Below are 15,818 nucleotides of genomic sequence, written 5' to 3'. Positions count from 1 at the left end.
TCAGAACGGCAGCACGGCGTCTGGCTTGGCGGCCAGGATCACGCTCTTGAACTGTCCCTGGATGCGCGCCAGGGCTTCCGGCGTTTCCGCTTCGAAGCGCATGACGATCACCGGCGTGGTGTTCGACGAGCGGGCCAGGCCGAAGCCGTCCGCGTATTCCACGCGCAGGCCGTCGATGGTGATGATCTGTTCATTGCCGGGGAAGACGGCGTCGCGGCGCAGCATGTCCATCAGCGCGACGTTCTCGCCTTCCTTCAGTTCCAGGTGCAGTTCAGGCGTGCTGTCGGACTGCGGCAGGGAGTTCAGCAGGCTTGACGGATCGGCTTCGCGCGTGAGGATTTCCAGCAGGCGCGCGGCCGAATACAGGCCGTCGTCGAAACCGTACCAGCGGTCCTTGAAGAAGATATGGCCGCTCATTTCGCCGCCCAGCGGCGCACCCGTTTCGCGCAGCTTGGCTTTCACCAGCGAGTGGCCCGTCTTGTACATCAGCGGCACGCCGCCATGCTTGGTGATGTACGGCGCCAGGTGGCGCGTGCATTTGACGTCGTACAAAATCTGCGCGCCAGGGTGGCGGGTCAGCACGTCGGCGGCGAACAGCATCATCTGGCGGTCAGGGTAGATGATCTGGCCATCCTTGGTGACCACGCCCAGGCGGTCGCCGTCGCCGTCGAAGGCGATGCCGATTTCGGCATCCGTCTCGGCCAGGCAGCGGATCAGGTCTTGCAGGTTTTCCGGATGCGCCGGGTCCGGATGGTGGTTCGGGAAATTGCCATCGACGTCGCAGAACAGTTCGATGACGTCGCAACCCATGCCGCGGAACAGGTCGCCCGCGAACGCGCCGGCCACGCCATTGCCGCAGTCGACGGCGATCTTGATCGGACGCACCAGCTTGACGTCGCCCAGGATGCGCTGCAGGTAGGCGGCGCGGATATCATGCGTGGCATAACTACCCGGCGTGGCGCTGGCGCTACCGTCATGCGCGACGATGCTGTGATACAGGGCCTGGATCGCTTCGCCGTGGATCGCTTCACCGGCCAGCACCATCTTGAAGCCGTTGTAGTCGGGTGGATTGTGGCTGCCCGTGACCATGATGCCGGAGCGCGTGTCGAGCACATTCGTGCCGAAGTACACCATCGGCGTGGCCACCACGCCCAGGTCGATCACATCGACGCCTGCCGCTTGCAAGCCCTGCGCCAGCGCCGCCGTCAATTCCGGTCCCGACAGGCGGCCATCGCGGCCGATCACGACTCGCTGCTCGCCCTTGGCCAGGGCAGCCTGGCCAAATGCCTGACCGATCTTGTGGGCCACGCTGGCATCGAGGGTTTTAGCGATGATGCCGCGAATATCGTAGGCCTTGAAGATCGTTCTGGACAATGGAAGCATGGTGTGGGCGGTATAAGAGGGTCAATAGGGTGCCTGGCGAGGTGCAGCGCGGGGCTGACAGCTTGCTACTGCGCCAAGAGTATACCGAATTATACGCGCAGCAGATCGATCGACTTGCCCGATTCCACCCACTGCCTGACCCACAGCGGCTGGCGGCCACGGCCTGTCCATTGCTCGGCTGCATTGTCAGGATGGCGGTAACGCACGGCGACTTTGCCCGTGCGCGGGTGCAAACCGTCGAGTATCAGCTGTTTCAGCGGAATGCCCGCCTGCTGCGCGATGGCCATGATCTGTTCGCGCGCCTTGTTCAAATCTTCACGTTCGCGGCCGCTCAATTCCTGCTTGACATTATCTTCCAGCTTGCGCAATTCCAGCATCGTCATCGTCGACAGATCCATCCCGTACATCCTTTACATTAATTTAAATAATAAAATAAGCGTGAAATATACTACATTGTATAAATATTTGCGCAGCGTTGCATAATCGATCCTCTATTGAATCACGGCCATCGACTTATTTATCTGCTCAACATTAAGATTCAATGAGGAATATGCCGAAAGTGCGCGTGAAACATAAATAAACATGGATGAGTGGCATTCCAGCTTTCCTGTGCAGGCCGCTTGCAAGGCTGGCGTGGCGCGGCGATCCATTCCGATAAACGCGCTGGCGCATTATTATCGCTATACGCCAGCGGGAAATGCAGCCCGATTAAATCACCAAGCGGCATAATCCGCATCCGTTTTTTCTTCCCGCCGGCCATGCGTGCAATCGGGTACTGGCCAGGAATGCACCCAACGCCAAACGGCAGGCATGCTTATAATGCAGGCGCATAGTTCACTTCACCCCGGCACATATGAAAACTTACTTTATCGGCGATCTGCAAGGCTGCCATGCACAAACCGTCGAACTGATCGAACGGATCCAGGCGGCAGCGGATGGCCCGTACCGCCTGCTGTTCGCGGGCGACCTGATCAACCGCGGCCCGGCTTCGCTGGCCACCCTGCGCCACGTGCACGCGCTGGCGCAGCAGGGCCTGGCCGACAGTGTCCTGGGCAACCATGACTTGCACCTGCTGGCCGTGGCCAACGGCATCCGCCCCGAGCATGCGTCCGATACGCTGGCCGAGATCCTCGACGCGCCCGACCGCGACGAGTTGATCAACTGGCTGCGCCAGCGACCATTGGCGCTGGAACACGATGGCCACGTGCTCGTGCATGCGGGCTTGCTGCCGCAATGGAGCGCGACCCAGGCCCTGTCCCTGAGCGGGGAAGTGTCCGCCATGCTGCGCAGCGACGAGTGGGCGGCCTTCCTGCGCACCATGTACGGCAACGAGCCGGCCGCCTGGTGCGACGACCTGCAGGGCGCCGACCGGCTGCGCTGCATCGTCAACGCCATGACGCGGCTGCGTTTTTGCACGCCGGACGGCGTGATGGACTTCAAGATGAAGGAGAGCGGCAGCCCGCCACCGGGCTCCGGCCTGCTGCCGTGGTTCGACGTGCCGGGACGGCGCAGCGCCGGCGACACCATCGTCTTCGGCCACTGGTCGGCGCTGGGACTGCAGTTGCGGGAACACCTGATCGGCCTCGATAGCGGCTGCGTCTGGGGTGGAAAACTGTCGGCCGTGTGCCTGGAAGACCGCTCCTTGCTGCAAGTCGATTGCCCCGCCTTCCAGCAGCACAGCGGCAAGCGCTAAATGGCAAGCATGGCGCGCATATGCTTAGTCGAAATCGGTCGTTGGCCTTGCCGCGCGCAGCCCGTATGATGCAGCTTTTGCCTTTGCTATCCCATGCATCCTGATACCGACAGACTGGCGCGCTGGCTGCTCGGCAGCCTGGAACTCGACACCGCCGTCCTGCATGTGGGCCAGTACTGCGGCCGCTGGCGCGCTTCCACGGCGGGCCGGGAACTGGGCAGCTTTCACCTGGTGCTCGATGGCCACTGCTATTTGCACCTCGATGGGGCGGCGCCGATTGCGCTCGGCCCGCGCGACGGCGTCTTCCTGCTGCGCGACTTGCCGCACTTCCTCAGCCCCCACAGCGACCCGCTGCAGGCGGTGAGCGCGCAAGCGATGCTGCCGCTGCAAGCGTCCACGGACCAGCCGGCGACGGCGCTGGCCTGTGGCTTCTTTCAATTTCGCGGCGCCCTCTCCGCGCTGATCGTCGACTCCTTCCCGCCGTACCTGCTGATACGCGGCGACGCGCCCGCCTTCAGCGCCGCTGCCGCCCTGTTCGACCTGATCCTGGCGGAAGCGGGCGGCGATCCGGAGCAGCCGTCACCCCTCATCGCGCGCCTGGTCGAACTGCTGTTCTTTTACCTGATCCGCCATGTGGCGCAGGGCGAGCAGGTGGCGGCCGGCTTGCTGTCGCTGCTGCACCAGCCCGCGTTTTCGCCGCTGCTCGAACGCATGCTCGACGCGCCCGCCGACGACTGGTCGATCGAGAACATGGCCAAGGCCGCGTGCATGTCGCGCGCCAGCTTCTGCAAGCATTTTGCCAGCGCCAGCGGCCACTCGCCGGCCCAGTTCCTGCTCCTGCTGCGCATGAAGATCGCCGCGCGGCGCCTGCACGATGGCGTCTCCGTCGAACGCGCGGCCGAACTGGTGGGCTACCGCTCGCACGCCGCCTTTACGCGCGCCTTCAAACGGGTCACGGGCGAGCAGCCGGGCGCCTACCGGCGCGACCAGCGCCAGCGCCAACTGGCCAGCTGAAATCAAGGATCACGCAATCGCAGACGAACGAGCACAAAAGGACGACGCTGACGTCTGTTGCGTGCACGGCATGGCCGATATAATGGCCGGGTGACTTACCAACTTAGCAAGGTACCCCATGTCCCGTCTGACGCTGCACACTCTCGATACCGCCCCGGCCGATAGCCGCCCCTTCGTGGAAAAGGCCATCGCCAACAATGGCTTCCTGCCCAACCTGATCGGCGTGCTGGCCAATGCCCCGCTGGCCCTGGAAACCTATCTGACCGTCTCCGGCATCAATGCGCGCGCCAGCCTGACGTTAATGGAACGCGAAGTGGTGCAAATCACGGCCGCGCGCATCCATGGCTGCGATTTCTGCATCGCCGGCCATAGCGCCATCTCGCTGAAAAAAGCGGGCCAGACGCCGGACACGGTGCGCGCCCTGCAGCACGGCCAGCCGACGAACGACGCCAAGCTCGACGCCGTCGCCGCCTTCGCCACGGCCGTCATCGCCACGCGCGGCGCCGTCAGCGACGCCGAGTATCAAACCTTCCTGGCCGCCGGCTACAACGAACAGCAGGCGCTGGAAGTCGTGCTGGGCATCAGCCTGGCGACCCTGTGCAATTTCTCCAACAGCCTGGCCGGCACGCCCGTCAATCCGCAATTGACGCCCTACCTGCCTGGCGCCGTCTGACATGGGCCAACTCAATCACTGGCTGCACATGCATGCCGACCAGCTCGACCAATCGTCGGAACTGGCTGAAACCGTCCTGCCGGCACTCGCTGGCGACCAGCTGCTGGCCATCGGCGTGCCGCAGGAACACGGCGGCGCTGGCGGCGACGTGCGCGATGCCATCGACGCCATCGCCAAAGTCGCCGAGCAATCGGTAACGGCGGCCTTTGTTTTCTGGGGCCAGCGCTGCTTCATCGAATTCCTGCTGCAAAGCGGGAACCGCGCGCTGGCCGAGCGCCGCTTGCCAGGCCTGCTGGCAGGCACGCAGGCAGGCGCCAGCGGCCTGTCGAACGCCATGAAATTCTTGTCCGGCATCGAACAGCTGCAAATCACGGGCGCGCGCCATGATGACGGCTTGCTCGTCGACGGCGGCCTGGCCTGGGTGACGAACTTGCGCAAGGCGGGCTTCGTCGCGGCCGCCGCCGTGGCGCCGGACGACGGCGCGCCACCCGTCATCGTCGCCTTCGACAGCGGCACGGCAGGCGTCAAGCGCAGCGACGACCTGGACCTGATCGCCCTGCGCGGCAGCAATACGGCTTCCGTCAAGCTGGCGCAGGTGCACATCCCCGCCGCGGACATCATCAGCGACAACGCGCCGGCCTGGCTGCCGCAGGTACGCCCCTCGTTCCTCGGCATGCAGTGCGGCCTGTCGATCGGCCTGGCGCGCGCCAGCCTGGCCAAAGCGGCGCAAATTTCCGCCGGCTCGCGCAACCAGCTCACGCCGCGCATCGAAGCGCTGCAAGCGACCCTGGAAAGTGCCGTCGCGACCCTGCTGGCCGGCGTGCACGATGGCCGCTTCCAGACGCAGGCACCAGCCATGTTCCGCCTGCGCATACAACTGGCGGACGTGCTGCAGCAGGCGCTGATGCTGGAACTGCAAGCGATGGGTGGGCGCGCCTACCTGAACGCCGAGCAGCAGGGCTTTGCCCGCCGCTGGCGCGAATCGTCGTTCATCCCCATCGTCACCCCCAGCCTGACGCAATTGCAGGCGGCCTTGCAGCTGTTCGACAGCCAGCAGGCGGCCAAGGCGGGAGCATCGGCATGAGCGTTGCTGATTGGGCCTTGCAGGCGCAGGATCTGAGCTATGCCTATGCGGGCAACGCGCCCGTGTTCCAGCACGTCTCGCTGGGCGTGCGCAAGCGCGAAATCGTCTGCCTGCTGGGCGGCAGCGGCTGCGGCAAATCGAGCCTGCTGCGCGTGCTGGCCGGCTTGCAGCAGCCGTCGACGGGCGAGATCCAGTTCCTCGACGCGCCCATGCGCGAACCGGACCCGCGCAGCGCCCTCGTGTTCCAGCAAGCCAGTTTGCTACCCTGGCTGAACGTCACGGGCAACGCCGGCTTCGGCCTGGACTTCAAGCACCAGCCGCAGCTCACGCGCGCAGCGCACGAGGCGCGCGTGGCGCAAGCCATCGAAGCGGTGGGCTTGAAGGGCCGCGAAAAATTGTATCCATCCGCCCTGTCGGGCGGCATGGCGCAGCGCGTGGCCCTGGCCCGCGCGCTGGCGCGCGAACCGGAACTGCTGTTCGCCGACGAACCGTTTTCCGCCCTCGACGCCATCACGCGCGCCGAGATGCAATCCTTGCTGGTGGACGTGGTGCACCGCTGGCATACGGCCGTGCTGCTCGTCACGCACGATATCGATGAAGCCATCCTCGTGGCCGACCGCATCTTGCTGATGGGCGGCAAGCCGGGCAACATCGTGCGCGAATGGCCCGTCGCCATCGACCAGCCACGCATCGGCCACAGCGCCGAAGTGATCGCCCTCAAGATGGACATCCTCGACGCCCTGCAGGCGCTGCAAAAGCAGGATCAAACGCCTGCCTTCGCCCCCCTATAACCAATCGGAGCACTTCATGTCCTTCCCAGAAAATAACAACCCCCTGCACATCTGCGCCTCGTCCGATTGCGACTGCGGCCTGACGCGGCGCGACTTCCTGCGCATGTCGGCCCTGGCCACGGCCAGCGTCGCCTCACCCCTGCTGTTCGCCGGCGACGCCATGGCCCAGCAAGGCCCGAAAGGCGACGACCAGCCCGTGAAAATCGGCTATCTGCCGATCACCGACGCCACCCCGCTGCTCGTCGCCCACGCGCGCAAGCTGTTCGAGGCGGAAGGCTTGCAGGCGGAAACGCCACGTTTGTTCCGCAGCTGGGCACAGATCATCGAAGCGTTCGTCGCCGGCCAGGTCAACGTCATCCACCTGCTGTCGCCCGCCACCCTGTGGGTGCGCTACGGCGCCAAGTTCCCCGCGAAAGTCGTCGCCTGGAACCACGTCAACGGCTCCGCACTGACGGTGGCCAACGAGATCAACAAGGTCTCCGACCTGGGCGGACGCACGGTCGCGATCCCCTTCTGGTACTCGATCCACAACATCCTGTTGCAGCAAATTCTGTCCTCGAACGGCTTGACCCCGGTCACGCGCGCGCGCAACGCGGCCATCAAGCCGAATGAAGTCAACCTGATCGTGCTGGCGCCGGCCGAAATGGTCTCGGCCCTGGCCAGCAAGTCGATTGCCGGCTACATCGTGGCCGAGCCGTTCAATGCGGCGGCGGAAAACGCCGGCATCGGCAAGATCCTGCGCTTCTCGGGCGACGTGTGGAAAAACCATGCGTGCTGCGTCACGTTCCTGTCCGAGCGCGACATCAACACGCGTCCCGAATGGGCACAGAAAGTCACCAATGCCATCGTCAAGGCGCAGCTGTGGACGCGCTCGAACCAGGTCGATACGGCCAAGTTGCTGTCGAACGTGGGCGAGCACCGCTACACGCCGCATCCACTGCAGGTGCTGACCAAGGTGCTGGCCACCACCGATTACGCCGGCTATGAAAAGCAGGGCCTGATCGTGCACAAGAACTGGCAGCAGCGCCGCATCGACTTCCAGCCGTATCCATTTGCTTCGTACACGGAAGAACTGGTGCGCGCCATCGGCCGCACCAAGGTCGAGGGCGATACGCGCTTCCTGGCCAACCTCGATCCGAAGTTCGCCGCGCGCGACCTGGTCGATGACCGCTTCGTGCGCAAGGCCATCACGGCAGTCGGCGGCCCGGCCGCATTCGGCTTGCCGGCCAACCTGCTGCGCAGCGAAACCGTGGCGGTCTGACGATGGCAAGCAAGTTGTTCACGAAGTTCGGCCTGCCCCTGGTGGGGCTGGCCTGTGCCTTGCTATTGTGGTCCATGGGCGTGACGGCGCTGGAGAAATCCACGCCCATCGCCACCGCCTTTGCGCCGCTGCCTACGGCGCTGGCGTTCCAGGAGATGGTCGGCGGCTCGGATATCTGGCTGCACGTGGTATTGAGCCTGCAGCGGGTGGCGGTCGGCCTGGGACTGGCGATCGTCATCGGCGTACCGCTGGGCGTGCTGGTGGCCATGTCGAAAAGCTTTTCCGGCGCCGCCATGCCGCTATTCCAGCTGCTGCGCATGATTTCGCCGCTGTCGTGGATGCCGATCGCCGTGATGGTGCTCGGTGTCGGTGACGCGCCCGTGTACTTCCTGCTGGCGTTTGCGGCCGTCTGGCCGATTTTGCTCAATACGGCGGCCGGCGTGGCGCGGCTCGATCCGAACTGGCTGCTGCTGGCCCGCAGCCTGTCGGCCACGCGCAGCGAAATCGTCTTCAAGGTGATTTTGCCGGGCATCACGGCCGATATCCTGACGGGCGTGCGCCTGGCCATCGGCATCATCTGGATCGTGCTGGTACCGGCGGAAATGCTGGGCGTGTCAGCAGGTCTTGGCTACTTCATCCTCGACACGCGCGACCGACTCGCGTATTCGGAACTGATGGCCGCCATCGTGCTGATCGGCATACTCGGTTTCATCCTCGACTACCTGGCCCGCGCCGCGCATGCGCGCTGGCTGCACGTGAAGAATTAAGCTACCTTCTCCAGCGGCAGCGTAGCGGCGATAGTCGCCTGCGTTGCCGCTGCCAGTTCGCGGCGGTGCGCGTCAACCGTCGCCACCGGTGCCAGACAGGTCAGGCGCGCCGTAATGGGCGGGCCGCTCAGGATCGCCACCATGCTTTGCGCAAAGCTCATGTCGCCGATGAAATCGACGGCGTGATGCAAGACCCCCTTGTCATCCACATACACGAGCGCGAACGGCTGCACCGGCACTTGCGCGTCGATGGCCGCCTCAAACAGGTTGGCGTGAAACGGCAGGATCTGTCCTTGCGCGGCGGTCGTGCCTTCGGGGAAGAACGCGATGCGTTCGCCCGCCGTCAACTTATCCACCAGGCCCTGGAAAATCAGGCGCAAATCGCGCTTGCTGCCGCGCGAAATGAAGATGGTGCCGGCGCGTCCCGCCAGCCAGCCCAGGATCGGCCAGGCACGGATTTCCGCCTTGGCGACGAAACGGCAGGGGTGGACGGCGTTGATGACGAAAATATCGAGCCACGAAACGTGGTTCGCCACCACCATCGCATGGTCGAGCGCCGGCACGCTGTCTGCCGGCTGCGCCACGTGCACGCCGCAGATGTCGAGCAGCTGTGTCGACCAGCGGCGGATGCGCCGGTTGCGCCCCTCCAGGTCCAGCCAGGGAAAGAGCACGGCGCTCTTGGCCATGCCGCAGCCCAGGTGAATGGCGATGCGCGCGAGGCGGTAGGTAAGCAGAAGTTTCAAATCACACCAACAAATAAACCAGAACCGAAATCCGGGAGCAGACAAGGGGTGCCGGGGCAGCGTGCCCCCGGTCCATGGATCTGATTTTTAACGCTGAAACGCCACCTGTCCGGCAACGATGGTCGCCTTGACGATGCCGCTCAACTCATAGCCGAGGAAAGGCGTGTGCTTGCCCTGGCTGGCCAGCGATGCCGACGACACGGTCCAGCGCGCGGCGGCATCGAAGACGCAGATGTCAGCCGCTTCACCCACGGCCAGGCTGCCGGCCGGGATGCCGGCGACACGGGCCGCGTCGGACGTAACCTTGGCCACGGCGCGTGCCAGCGGACGGGCGCCAGCTTGCGGCTGCGCCAGCGCATAGTCGTCGGCCCATTTCAGGGCCAGCGACAGCAGCAGTTCCAGGCCCGTGGCACCGGGCGACGCTTCGCCGAACGGCAGCAGTTTTTCATCGTCGTCGACGGGCGTGTGGTCCGAGCACATGGCGTCCACCGTGCCATCAAACAGGCCGGCTCGGATCGCATCGCGGTCGCGCTGGCTGCGGAATGGCGGCGTGACGCGCGCATTCGGGTCGAAGAAGCCGATATCGGCATCCGTCAGGTGCACATGGTGCACGCCCACGTCGCAGGTGACGGGCAAGCCTTCGGCCTTGGCCGCGCGGATCAGTTCCAGGCCCGCCGCCGACGAGATGCGGCACAGGTGCACGCGCGCGCGGCTGGCGCGCATCAATTCGAAAATCGTGTGCAGCGCGATGGTTTCGGACATCACGGGCACGCCGGACAGGCCCAGGCGCGAGGCCAGCGGGCCGCTATGGGCGATGCCGCCGCGGCCAATGTGCGGGTCTTGCGGGCGCAGCCAGACGGTGTAGCCGAAGGTGTTCGCGTACTGCATGGCGCGCAGCAGCACGGTGGTGTCTTCGATCGGCTCTTCCGCCTGCGCAAAGCCGATGCAGCCCGCTTCCGTCAGTTCGGCCATCTCCGTCAGCGACTTGCCTTTCAAGCCCATGGTCAGTGCGCCCAGCGGGTGCACGTGGGCCTTGTTCTGCGTCTTGGCGCGGTACTTCAGCATTTCCACCAGGCCCGGCTCGTCCAACACGGGGTCGGTGTCGGGCGGGCAGACCAGGCTCGTGACGCCGCCTTGCAGCGCCGCCTGCAATTCCGATTCCAGGGTCGCCTTGTATTCGTAACCCGGCTCGCGCAGCCGCGCGGACAGGTCGACCAGGCCGGGGGAAACCACCAGGCCGGCCGCGTCAAACGTGGTGTCAGCCTTGAAGCCGGCCGGGGCGCTGCCCACGGCCAGCACCTTGCCATCGGCGATAAACAGGTCTTGCAAGCCATCGATGCCGTTGGCAGGGTCGATCAGGTGGCCGTTCTTGATATGTAGTGTCGTCATGCTCGCTTACTCGTCCTTGGGCTATCAGCCCTGATTACCAGCCAAAATACTCATCACCGCCATGCGTACGGCGATACCGAAGGTCACCTGCGGCAGGATCACCGCCTGCGGACCGTCGGCCACAGCCGAATCGATCTCCACGCCGCGGTTCATCGGGCCCGGATGCATCACGATGGCGTCCGGTTTCGCCAGCGCCAGGCGCTCGGGCGTCAAGCCGTAGCTCTTGAAATATTCCTGCGCCGACGGCAGCAGCGCGCCGCTCATGCGTTCATTCTGCAGGCGCAGCATGATGATCACGTCCACACCCTTGAGGCCTTCATCCATGTTCGTGAAGGTGCGCACGCCCATCTGCTCCAGGCCACCCGGCAGCAGGGTGTGCGGGCCGATGGCGCGCACTTCCGGCACGCCCAGGGTGGTCAGCGCGTGGATGTCGGAACGGGCCACGCGGCTGTGCAGGATGTCGCCCACGATGGCCACCGTCAGGTTGGTGAAATCCTTCTTGTAGTGGCGGATCGTGTACATGTCGAGCAAGCCCTGGGTCGGGTGCGCATGGCGACCGTCGCCCGCGTTGACCACGTGGACATGCGGCTGCTTGGTGTCGATCAGGTGCTTGGCAATCAGGTAGGGCGCGCCCGACTGCGCGTGGCGCACGACGAACATGTCGGCATGCATGGCCGACAGGTTGTCGATGGTGTCGAGCAGGGACTCTCCCTTGCTGGCCGACGAGGCCTGGATGTTCAGGTTGATGACGTCGGCCGACAGCCTTTTTGACGCGATTTCGAAGGTGGTGCGGGTGCGCGTGGAGTTTTCAAAGAACAGGTTGAAAACGCTCTTGCCGCGCATCAGCGGGACCTTTTTCACATCGCGGTCGGAGATACCGACGAACGAGGAAGCGGTATCGAGGATGTGGTTGACGATAGACTTCGGCAAGCCTTCAATCGTCAGCAGGTGTTGCAGTTCGCCGTGTTTATTCAGTTGCGGATTAAGCATGGTTGGTATCTATGGTGAGCGTGAATTTTCCATCGTCGGCTTGCTTCAGGACCAGGGCCTGGCCCGCCGGCACGGCAGTGAAGGCGGCCACGAAATCGGCGGCTACCGGCAACTGTCGTTCGCCGCGGTCGACCAGGGCGGCCAGCATGATCTTGGCCGGGCGGCCATAGTCGAACAATTCATTGATGGCCGCGCGCGTGGTGCGGCCCGTGTACAGCACGTCGTCGACCAGCAGGATAGTGGCGCCGGCCACGTCAAAGCTGATTTGCGTCGGCTTGACGTCCGCATGCAGGCCTTTCTGGGCGAAGTCGTCGCGGTAGAACGAGACATCGAGCACGCCCAGGCGGTCGAGCAGGTTCAGGTCGCGCGCCAGGCGTTCCGCCAGCCAGGCGCCGCCCGAATGGATGCCGACGATGGCCACGTTGGGGATGCCCGCCAGGCCGCTCTGCACCTGTTGCAGCAAGACCGCGTACAGGGCCTCGGCGTCGAGTTGGGAAGGATTCGTAGGATGCGGCATAGAGTTCTTGATCATTCAGGAATGGGTCTAAGGTCGGATTAATAATTCGCGTCGAAATACTGTTGCAGGATGATGGCGGCGGCGCGGTCGTCGATGACTTCACCGCGCTTGGCGGCGATGACGGCCGAGGAATAGCGCTCGTCGACCAGTTCCACGGGCAGGTTGAAGCGGCCGTGCACCTGGTTGGCGAAACGGCGGCAGCGCGCGCTCATCTCGTGTTCGGTGCCATCGGGATGGCTGGGCAAGCCCACCACGATGCGGCTCGCGCCCCACTCCTTGATCAGGCTATCGATGGCGGAAAACTTCGGTTCGTTCGCCGTGGCCGTGATTACGCTGAGCGGCTTGGCCTGGCAAATCATGGTATTGCCGATGGCCACGCCGATGCGTTTCAAGCCGAAATCGAAGGCGAGGATGGTGTCGATGGCGTCTCCGCTCATGCGTGGCCAGCCTCGCTCGCCAGCATGAGGGGATCGATGCCGAGCAACTTGATGGCCGCCACGTAGCGCTGCTCGATGGGGAAATCGAACAGGATGTCGGCCGAGGCGCCTACCGTCAGCCAGCCATTGCGGCCGATTTCGTCTTCCAGCTGGCCCGGACTCCAGCCCGAATAACCGATCGAGACCAGCATGCGCTCGGGACCATCGCCCTTGGCGACGGCTTCAAGCACGTCGATCGAGGTGGTAAACGCCACTTCATCGGTCACCGTCAGCGACGAGGAGTAGCGCGCGCCCGGCGTATGCAGCACGAAGCCGCGGTCGTCCTGTACGGGGCCGCCGAACATGATCGGTTCGTTGATGATGGGCGTGTCGCTGCCGGCCGCCAGTTTCAGGTCGATGCGGTCGAACAGCACTTCCATGGTCATGTCGGTGGGCTTGTTGATGACGACACCCAGGACGCCGTTTTCATTATGTTCACACACGTACACGACCGTGCCGCCGAAGATCGGATCTTGCATGGCCGGCATCGCAATCAGGAAGTGGTTGGCCAGATTCAGGGTGGAGGAACCGGTCGCGGCCGGCTCTCCCACACCCTGCATCAGACGATGTCCTGGTAGAGTCTGGTCGATTTTACTCTTTTTCATACGCGATGCTCTCTCTGTGGGCTTGCTGGCAAGTCTCGCTTACCCCGCTATCGTACGCCTGGCGCATCCTGCCGCGAACGTTGGGCGGCGAGAACCGTGTTGCCAGGCGCTATTCTTGTTATGTTATAAATTAATGATCCATTCGCTTTGCCTGCAGGCGCATTTCCATGCCAATTGTAAAATTGATTGCAAAATCGCTGTCGCACATAAAGCACCATGAACATACCCGGTAGTTTACACTGAATTGCCGCCGCAGCGACGCCAAAGGCGCGACGCGAGCGGCCATAAAGCCCAGTTGGCGGCAAAAAATGGCCTATCTTTGACCCTGAACACGCGAAATAATGACAATCAAGACTTCCCTGGTGTGGTTCCGGCGCGATCTGCGCGCGTTTGACCATGCTGCACTGCATCACGCCCTGCGCCAGAGCCAGGCCGTGCATTGCGTCTTCGTCTACGACACGGCCATCCTGGCCGCCCTGCCGCGCCGCGACCGGCGCGTCGACTTCATCCATGCCAGCGTGGCCGAGCTGGCCGCCGAGCTGCGCCAGCTCGGTGGCGACCTGATCGTGCTGCACGCGGACGCGGCCGAGGCCATCCCGCGCCTGGCCGCCGAATTGAACGCCGACGCCGTCTTTGCCAACCACGACTACGAGCCGCAAGCGATCGCGCGCGACGCCACGGTAGCCGCCGCGCTCACGCGCGACGCGCGCCTGTGGTTCAGCTTCAAGGACCAGGTGATCTTTGAAAAGGACGAGGTGCTGACGCTTTCCGCCAAGCCGTATACCGTCTACACGCCGTATAAAAATGCCTGGCTGAAGAAAATGCGCGCCGAACCCGGTTGCCTGGCGCCGTTCGCTATCGAGCCGCATGCGGCCAGCCTGGCGCCGCCGCGCGCCGGCACGCCAGCGCCGTTGCCTACCTTGGGCGAACTGGGTTTCGAGGCCAGCAACCTGGCCGAACTGGCCATTCCCACCGGCATGTCGGGCGCCAGTCAACTGTTCGAGGATTTTCTGCCGCGCGTGGCCCGCTATGACGTGGCGCGCGATTTTCCCGCCCTGAAGGGACCGTCGTATCTGTCCATGCATCTGCGCTTCGGCACCGTGTCGCTGCGCTACCTGGTGCGCACCATCGTCGACCTGATGGACCGGGGCGGCGGCGGCGATGGCGCGCCCGTGTGGCTGGCGGAACTGATCTGGCGCGATTTTTACGCCATGATTTTGTACCAGAACCCGCATGTGGAAGGCGGCGCCTTCAAACCCGCCTACGACGCCATCGCATGGGAAACGGGACCCGAGGCCGATGCCGCGTTTGCCGCCTGGTGCGAGGGGCGTACCGGCTATCCGCTGGTGGACGCGGCGATGGCGCAGCTGAACCAGACGGGCTATATGCACAATCGCCTGCGCATGGTCACAGCCTGCTTTTTGATCAAGGATCTGGGCATCGACTGGCGCCGCGGTGAAGCGTATTTCGCGCTGCACCTGAATGACTTCGACCTGGCCTCGAACAACGGCGGCTGGCAATGGGCTTCGTCGTCCGGCTGCGATGCGCAACCCTACTTCCGCATCTTCAACCCCATCACGCAGTCGGAAAAATTCGATGCCAGCGGGCGCTTCATCCGCCGCTACCTGCCGCAACTGAAGGCGCTGGGCGACAAGGAAATCCACGCCCCCTGGCTGGTGCCGCGCATGCTGCTCGAACAAAAAAACATCGTGCTGGGGCGCGATTATCCGGAACCGCTGGTGCAGCACGACGAGGCGCGCAAGGAGACCCTGGAGCGCTATGCAGTGGTCAAAGTGGTCACGTAAGGCCGCCGGCTTCCTGTGTGGTGAACGGCGTCCACACCGACCGCCAGGCGCCGTGCGGAAGTTTCGCCTGCATGGAAAGGGACAGTCCGCCCGTTCCCAACGGCTCACCTGGCTGCCATTGCTGGTTTTCTAAACTCAGTGCCCGCGCCCTTCCCACGTCGATATTGATCATTTCCCTGGTGTCATGGCCGACTTCCAATATGGGGTGCAACACCTTGCCCATGCCTGAAAAATACAGGGTATCGACATGGACATCGGGCTTATCAAAACGTTCATACTGCCTCGTCGCGGCGGATTTGAACCCCTTGCCCATGGCGATACCGATGGTGGCCGGACCATCGCACCCCAGCAGCGCGGCGAGTGCCCAATAGTCATGATCGGCAGTGAGCAGCCTGGTCAGGCAGCGTTCTATCCATGCCGGCTCATCGGCCCTGAACGCATTCCAGTAGGGCTTCAGCGAGTTCTGCAGGTAGCCCACTTCGTGCAGCGCCCCGACAAGGTTGATTTGCCTGTCCATGGAGTCAATATCCTGCACCAGATGGGCTGCGGCCGCGGCGACCGCATGCTCGCCTTTGGCCATGGCTTTGTCTTCGAGTTTTTTCAGTTTGGCGTGAAGGCTCATAGTTT

17 protein-coding genes are annotated in these 15,818 nt (G+C 63.9%); 8 read left to right on the top strand and 9 right to left on the bottom strand.

The window, feature by feature from the left end; all coding sequences use genetic code 11:
• Positions 1-1,383: a phosphomannomutase/phosphoglucomutase gene (locus CSQ93_RS02535; protein ID WP_099376572.1), complete on the bottom strand. Its 1,383-nt coding sequence runs from the start codon at positions 1,381-1,383 to the stop codon at positions 1-3.
• 89 nt (positions 1,384-1,472) lie between these two features.
• Positions 1,473-1,781 (bottom strand): H-NS histone family protein, encoded by a 309-nt coding sequence (locus CSQ93_RS02530; RefSeq protein WP_099376571.1) that lies wholly within the window; start codon positions 1,779-1,781, stop codon positions 1,473-1,475.
• A gap of 455 nt (positions 1,782-2,236) precedes the next feature.
• Between CSQ93_RS02530 and CSQ93_RS02525 the strand changes: the two genes are divergently transcribed.
• The 7 genes from CSQ93_RS02525 (at position 2,237) to CSQ93_RS02495 (ending at position 8,666) form a co-directional block, all read left to right on the top strand.
• Entirely contained in the window at positions 2,237-3,076 is an 840-nt protein-coding gene (locus tag CSQ93_RS02525; protein ID WP_099376570.1) for a symmetrical bis(5'-nucleosyl)-tetraphosphatase, read from the top strand.
• Positions 3,077-3,169: 93 nt separating this feature from the next.
• On the top strand, positions 3,170-4,090 hold the full coding sequence (locus CSQ93_RS02520; RefSeq protein WP_099376569.1) for an AraC family transcriptional regulator: 921 nt from the start codon (positions 3,170-3,172) through the stop codon (positions 4,088-4,090).
• 118 nt (positions 4,091-4,208) lie between these two features.
• Positions 4,209-4,763: a carboxymuconolactone decarboxylase family protein gene (locus CSQ93_RS02515; protein WP_099376568.1), complete on the top strand. Its 555-nt coding sequence runs from the start codon at positions 4,209-4,211 to the stop codon at positions 4,761-4,763.
• Position 4,764: 1 nt separating this feature from the next.
• Positions 4,765-5,847 (top strand): acyl-CoA dehydrogenase family protein, encoded by a 1,083-nt coding sequence (locus tag CSQ93_RS02510; RefSeq protein WP_099376567.1) that lies wholly within the window; start codon positions 4,765-4,767, stop codon positions 5,845-5,847.
• Positions 5,844-6,638, top strand: coding sequence for an ABC transporter ATP-binding protein (locus tag CSQ93_RS02505; protein WP_099376566.1), 795 nt, complete (start codon positions 5,844-5,846; stop codon positions 6,636-6,638). Before CSQ93_RS02510 ends, CSQ93_RS02505 begins: the two co-directional genes overlap by 4 nt.
• 16 nt (positions 6,639-6,654) lie before the next feature.
• Positions 6,655-7,899, top strand: coding sequence for an ABC transporter substrate-binding protein (locus CSQ93_RS02500; RefSeq protein ID WP_099376565.1), 1,245 nt, complete (start codon positions 6,655-6,657; stop codon positions 7,897-7,899).
• A gap of 2 nt (positions 7,900-7,901) precedes the next feature.
• Positions 7,902-8,666: an ABC transporter permease gene (locus tag CSQ93_RS02495; RefSeq protein WP_034780216.1), complete on the top strand. Its 765-nt coding sequence runs from the start codon at positions 7,902-7,904 to the stop codon at positions 8,664-8,666.
• On the opposite strand, the gene CSQ93_RS02490 is transcribed toward CSQ93_RS02495, so the two are convergent.
• The 6 genes from CSQ93_RS02490 to CSQ93_RS02465 all read right to left on the bottom strand — a co-directional run bounded on the left by CSQ93_RS02490 (position 8,663) and on the right by CSQ93_RS02465 (position 13,341).
• Positions 8,663-9,409: a lysophospholipid acyltransferase family protein gene (locus CSQ93_RS02490; RefSeq protein WP_099376564.1), complete on the bottom strand. Its 747-nt coding sequence runs from the start codon at positions 9,407-9,409 to the stop codon at positions 8,663-8,665. The genes CSQ93_RS02495 and CSQ93_RS02490 overlap by 4 nt on opposite strands.
• 87 nt (positions 9,410-9,496) lie before the next feature.
• Positions 9,497-10,798 carry a dihydroorotase gene (locus tag CSQ93_RS02485; protein WP_099376563.1) on the bottom strand — a complete coding sequence of 434 codons (1,302 nt, stop codon included), beginning with the start codon at positions 10,796-10,798 and terminating at the stop codon, positions 9,497-9,499.
• 24 nt (positions 10,799-10,822) lie between these two features.
• A complete protein-coding gene (locus CSQ93_RS02480) occupies positions 10,823-11,788 on the bottom strand; it encodes an aspartate carbamoyltransferase catalytic subunit (RefSeq protein ID WP_034746695.1) in 966 nt (321 codons plus the stop codon).
• Positions 11,781-12,305 (bottom strand): bifunctional pyr operon transcriptional regulator/uracil phosphoribosyltransferase PyrR, encoded by a 525-nt coding sequence (pyrR, locus tag CSQ93_RS02475; RefSeq protein ID WP_099376562.1) that lies wholly within the window; start codon positions 12,303-12,305, stop codon positions 11,781-11,783. Before pyrR ends, CSQ93_RS02480 begins: the two co-directional genes overlap by 8 nt.
• 38 nt (positions 12,306-12,343) lie before the next feature.
• Positions 12,344-12,742 (bottom strand): Holliday junction resolvase RuvX, encoded by a 399-nt coding sequence (ruvX, locus tag CSQ93_RS02470; protein WP_233516002.1) that lies wholly within the window; start codon positions 12,740-12,742, stop codon positions 12,344-12,346.
• Positions 12,739-13,341: a YqgE/AlgH family protein gene (locus tag CSQ93_RS02465; RefSeq protein ID WP_034746689.1), complete on the bottom strand. Its 603-nt coding sequence runs from the start codon at positions 13,339-13,341 to the stop codon at positions 12,739-12,741. Before CSQ93_RS02465 ends, ruvX begins: the two co-directional genes overlap by 4 nt.
• A 386-nt stretch (positions 13,342-13,727) precedes the next feature.
• On the opposite strand from CSQ93_RS02465, the gene CSQ93_RS02460 reads away from it, so the two are divergent.
• Positions 13,728-15,191, top strand: a complete 1,464-nt coding sequence (locus CSQ93_RS02460; RefSeq protein WP_099376561.1) for a cryptochrome/photolyase family protein — start codon at positions 13,728-13,730, stop codon at positions 15,189-15,191.
• Here CSQ93_RS02460 and CSQ93_RS02455 read toward each other — a convergent pair.
• Entirely contained in the window at positions 15,184-15,813 is a 630-nt protein-coding gene (locus tag CSQ93_RS02455) for a hypothetical protein (protein WP_099376560.1), read from the bottom strand. The genes CSQ93_RS02460 and CSQ93_RS02455 overlap by 8 nt on opposite strands.
• Positions 15,814-15,818: the final 5 nt, after the last annotated feature.

The sequence above is a fragment of the Janthinobacterium sp. BJB426 genome (assembly GCF_002735705.1).
Taxonomy (GTDB): Bacteria; Pseudomonadota; Gammaproteobacteria; order Burkholderiales; family Burkholderiaceae_D; genus Janthinobacterium.
This window is presented reverse-complemented; position numbering and strand designations above follow the sequence as displayed.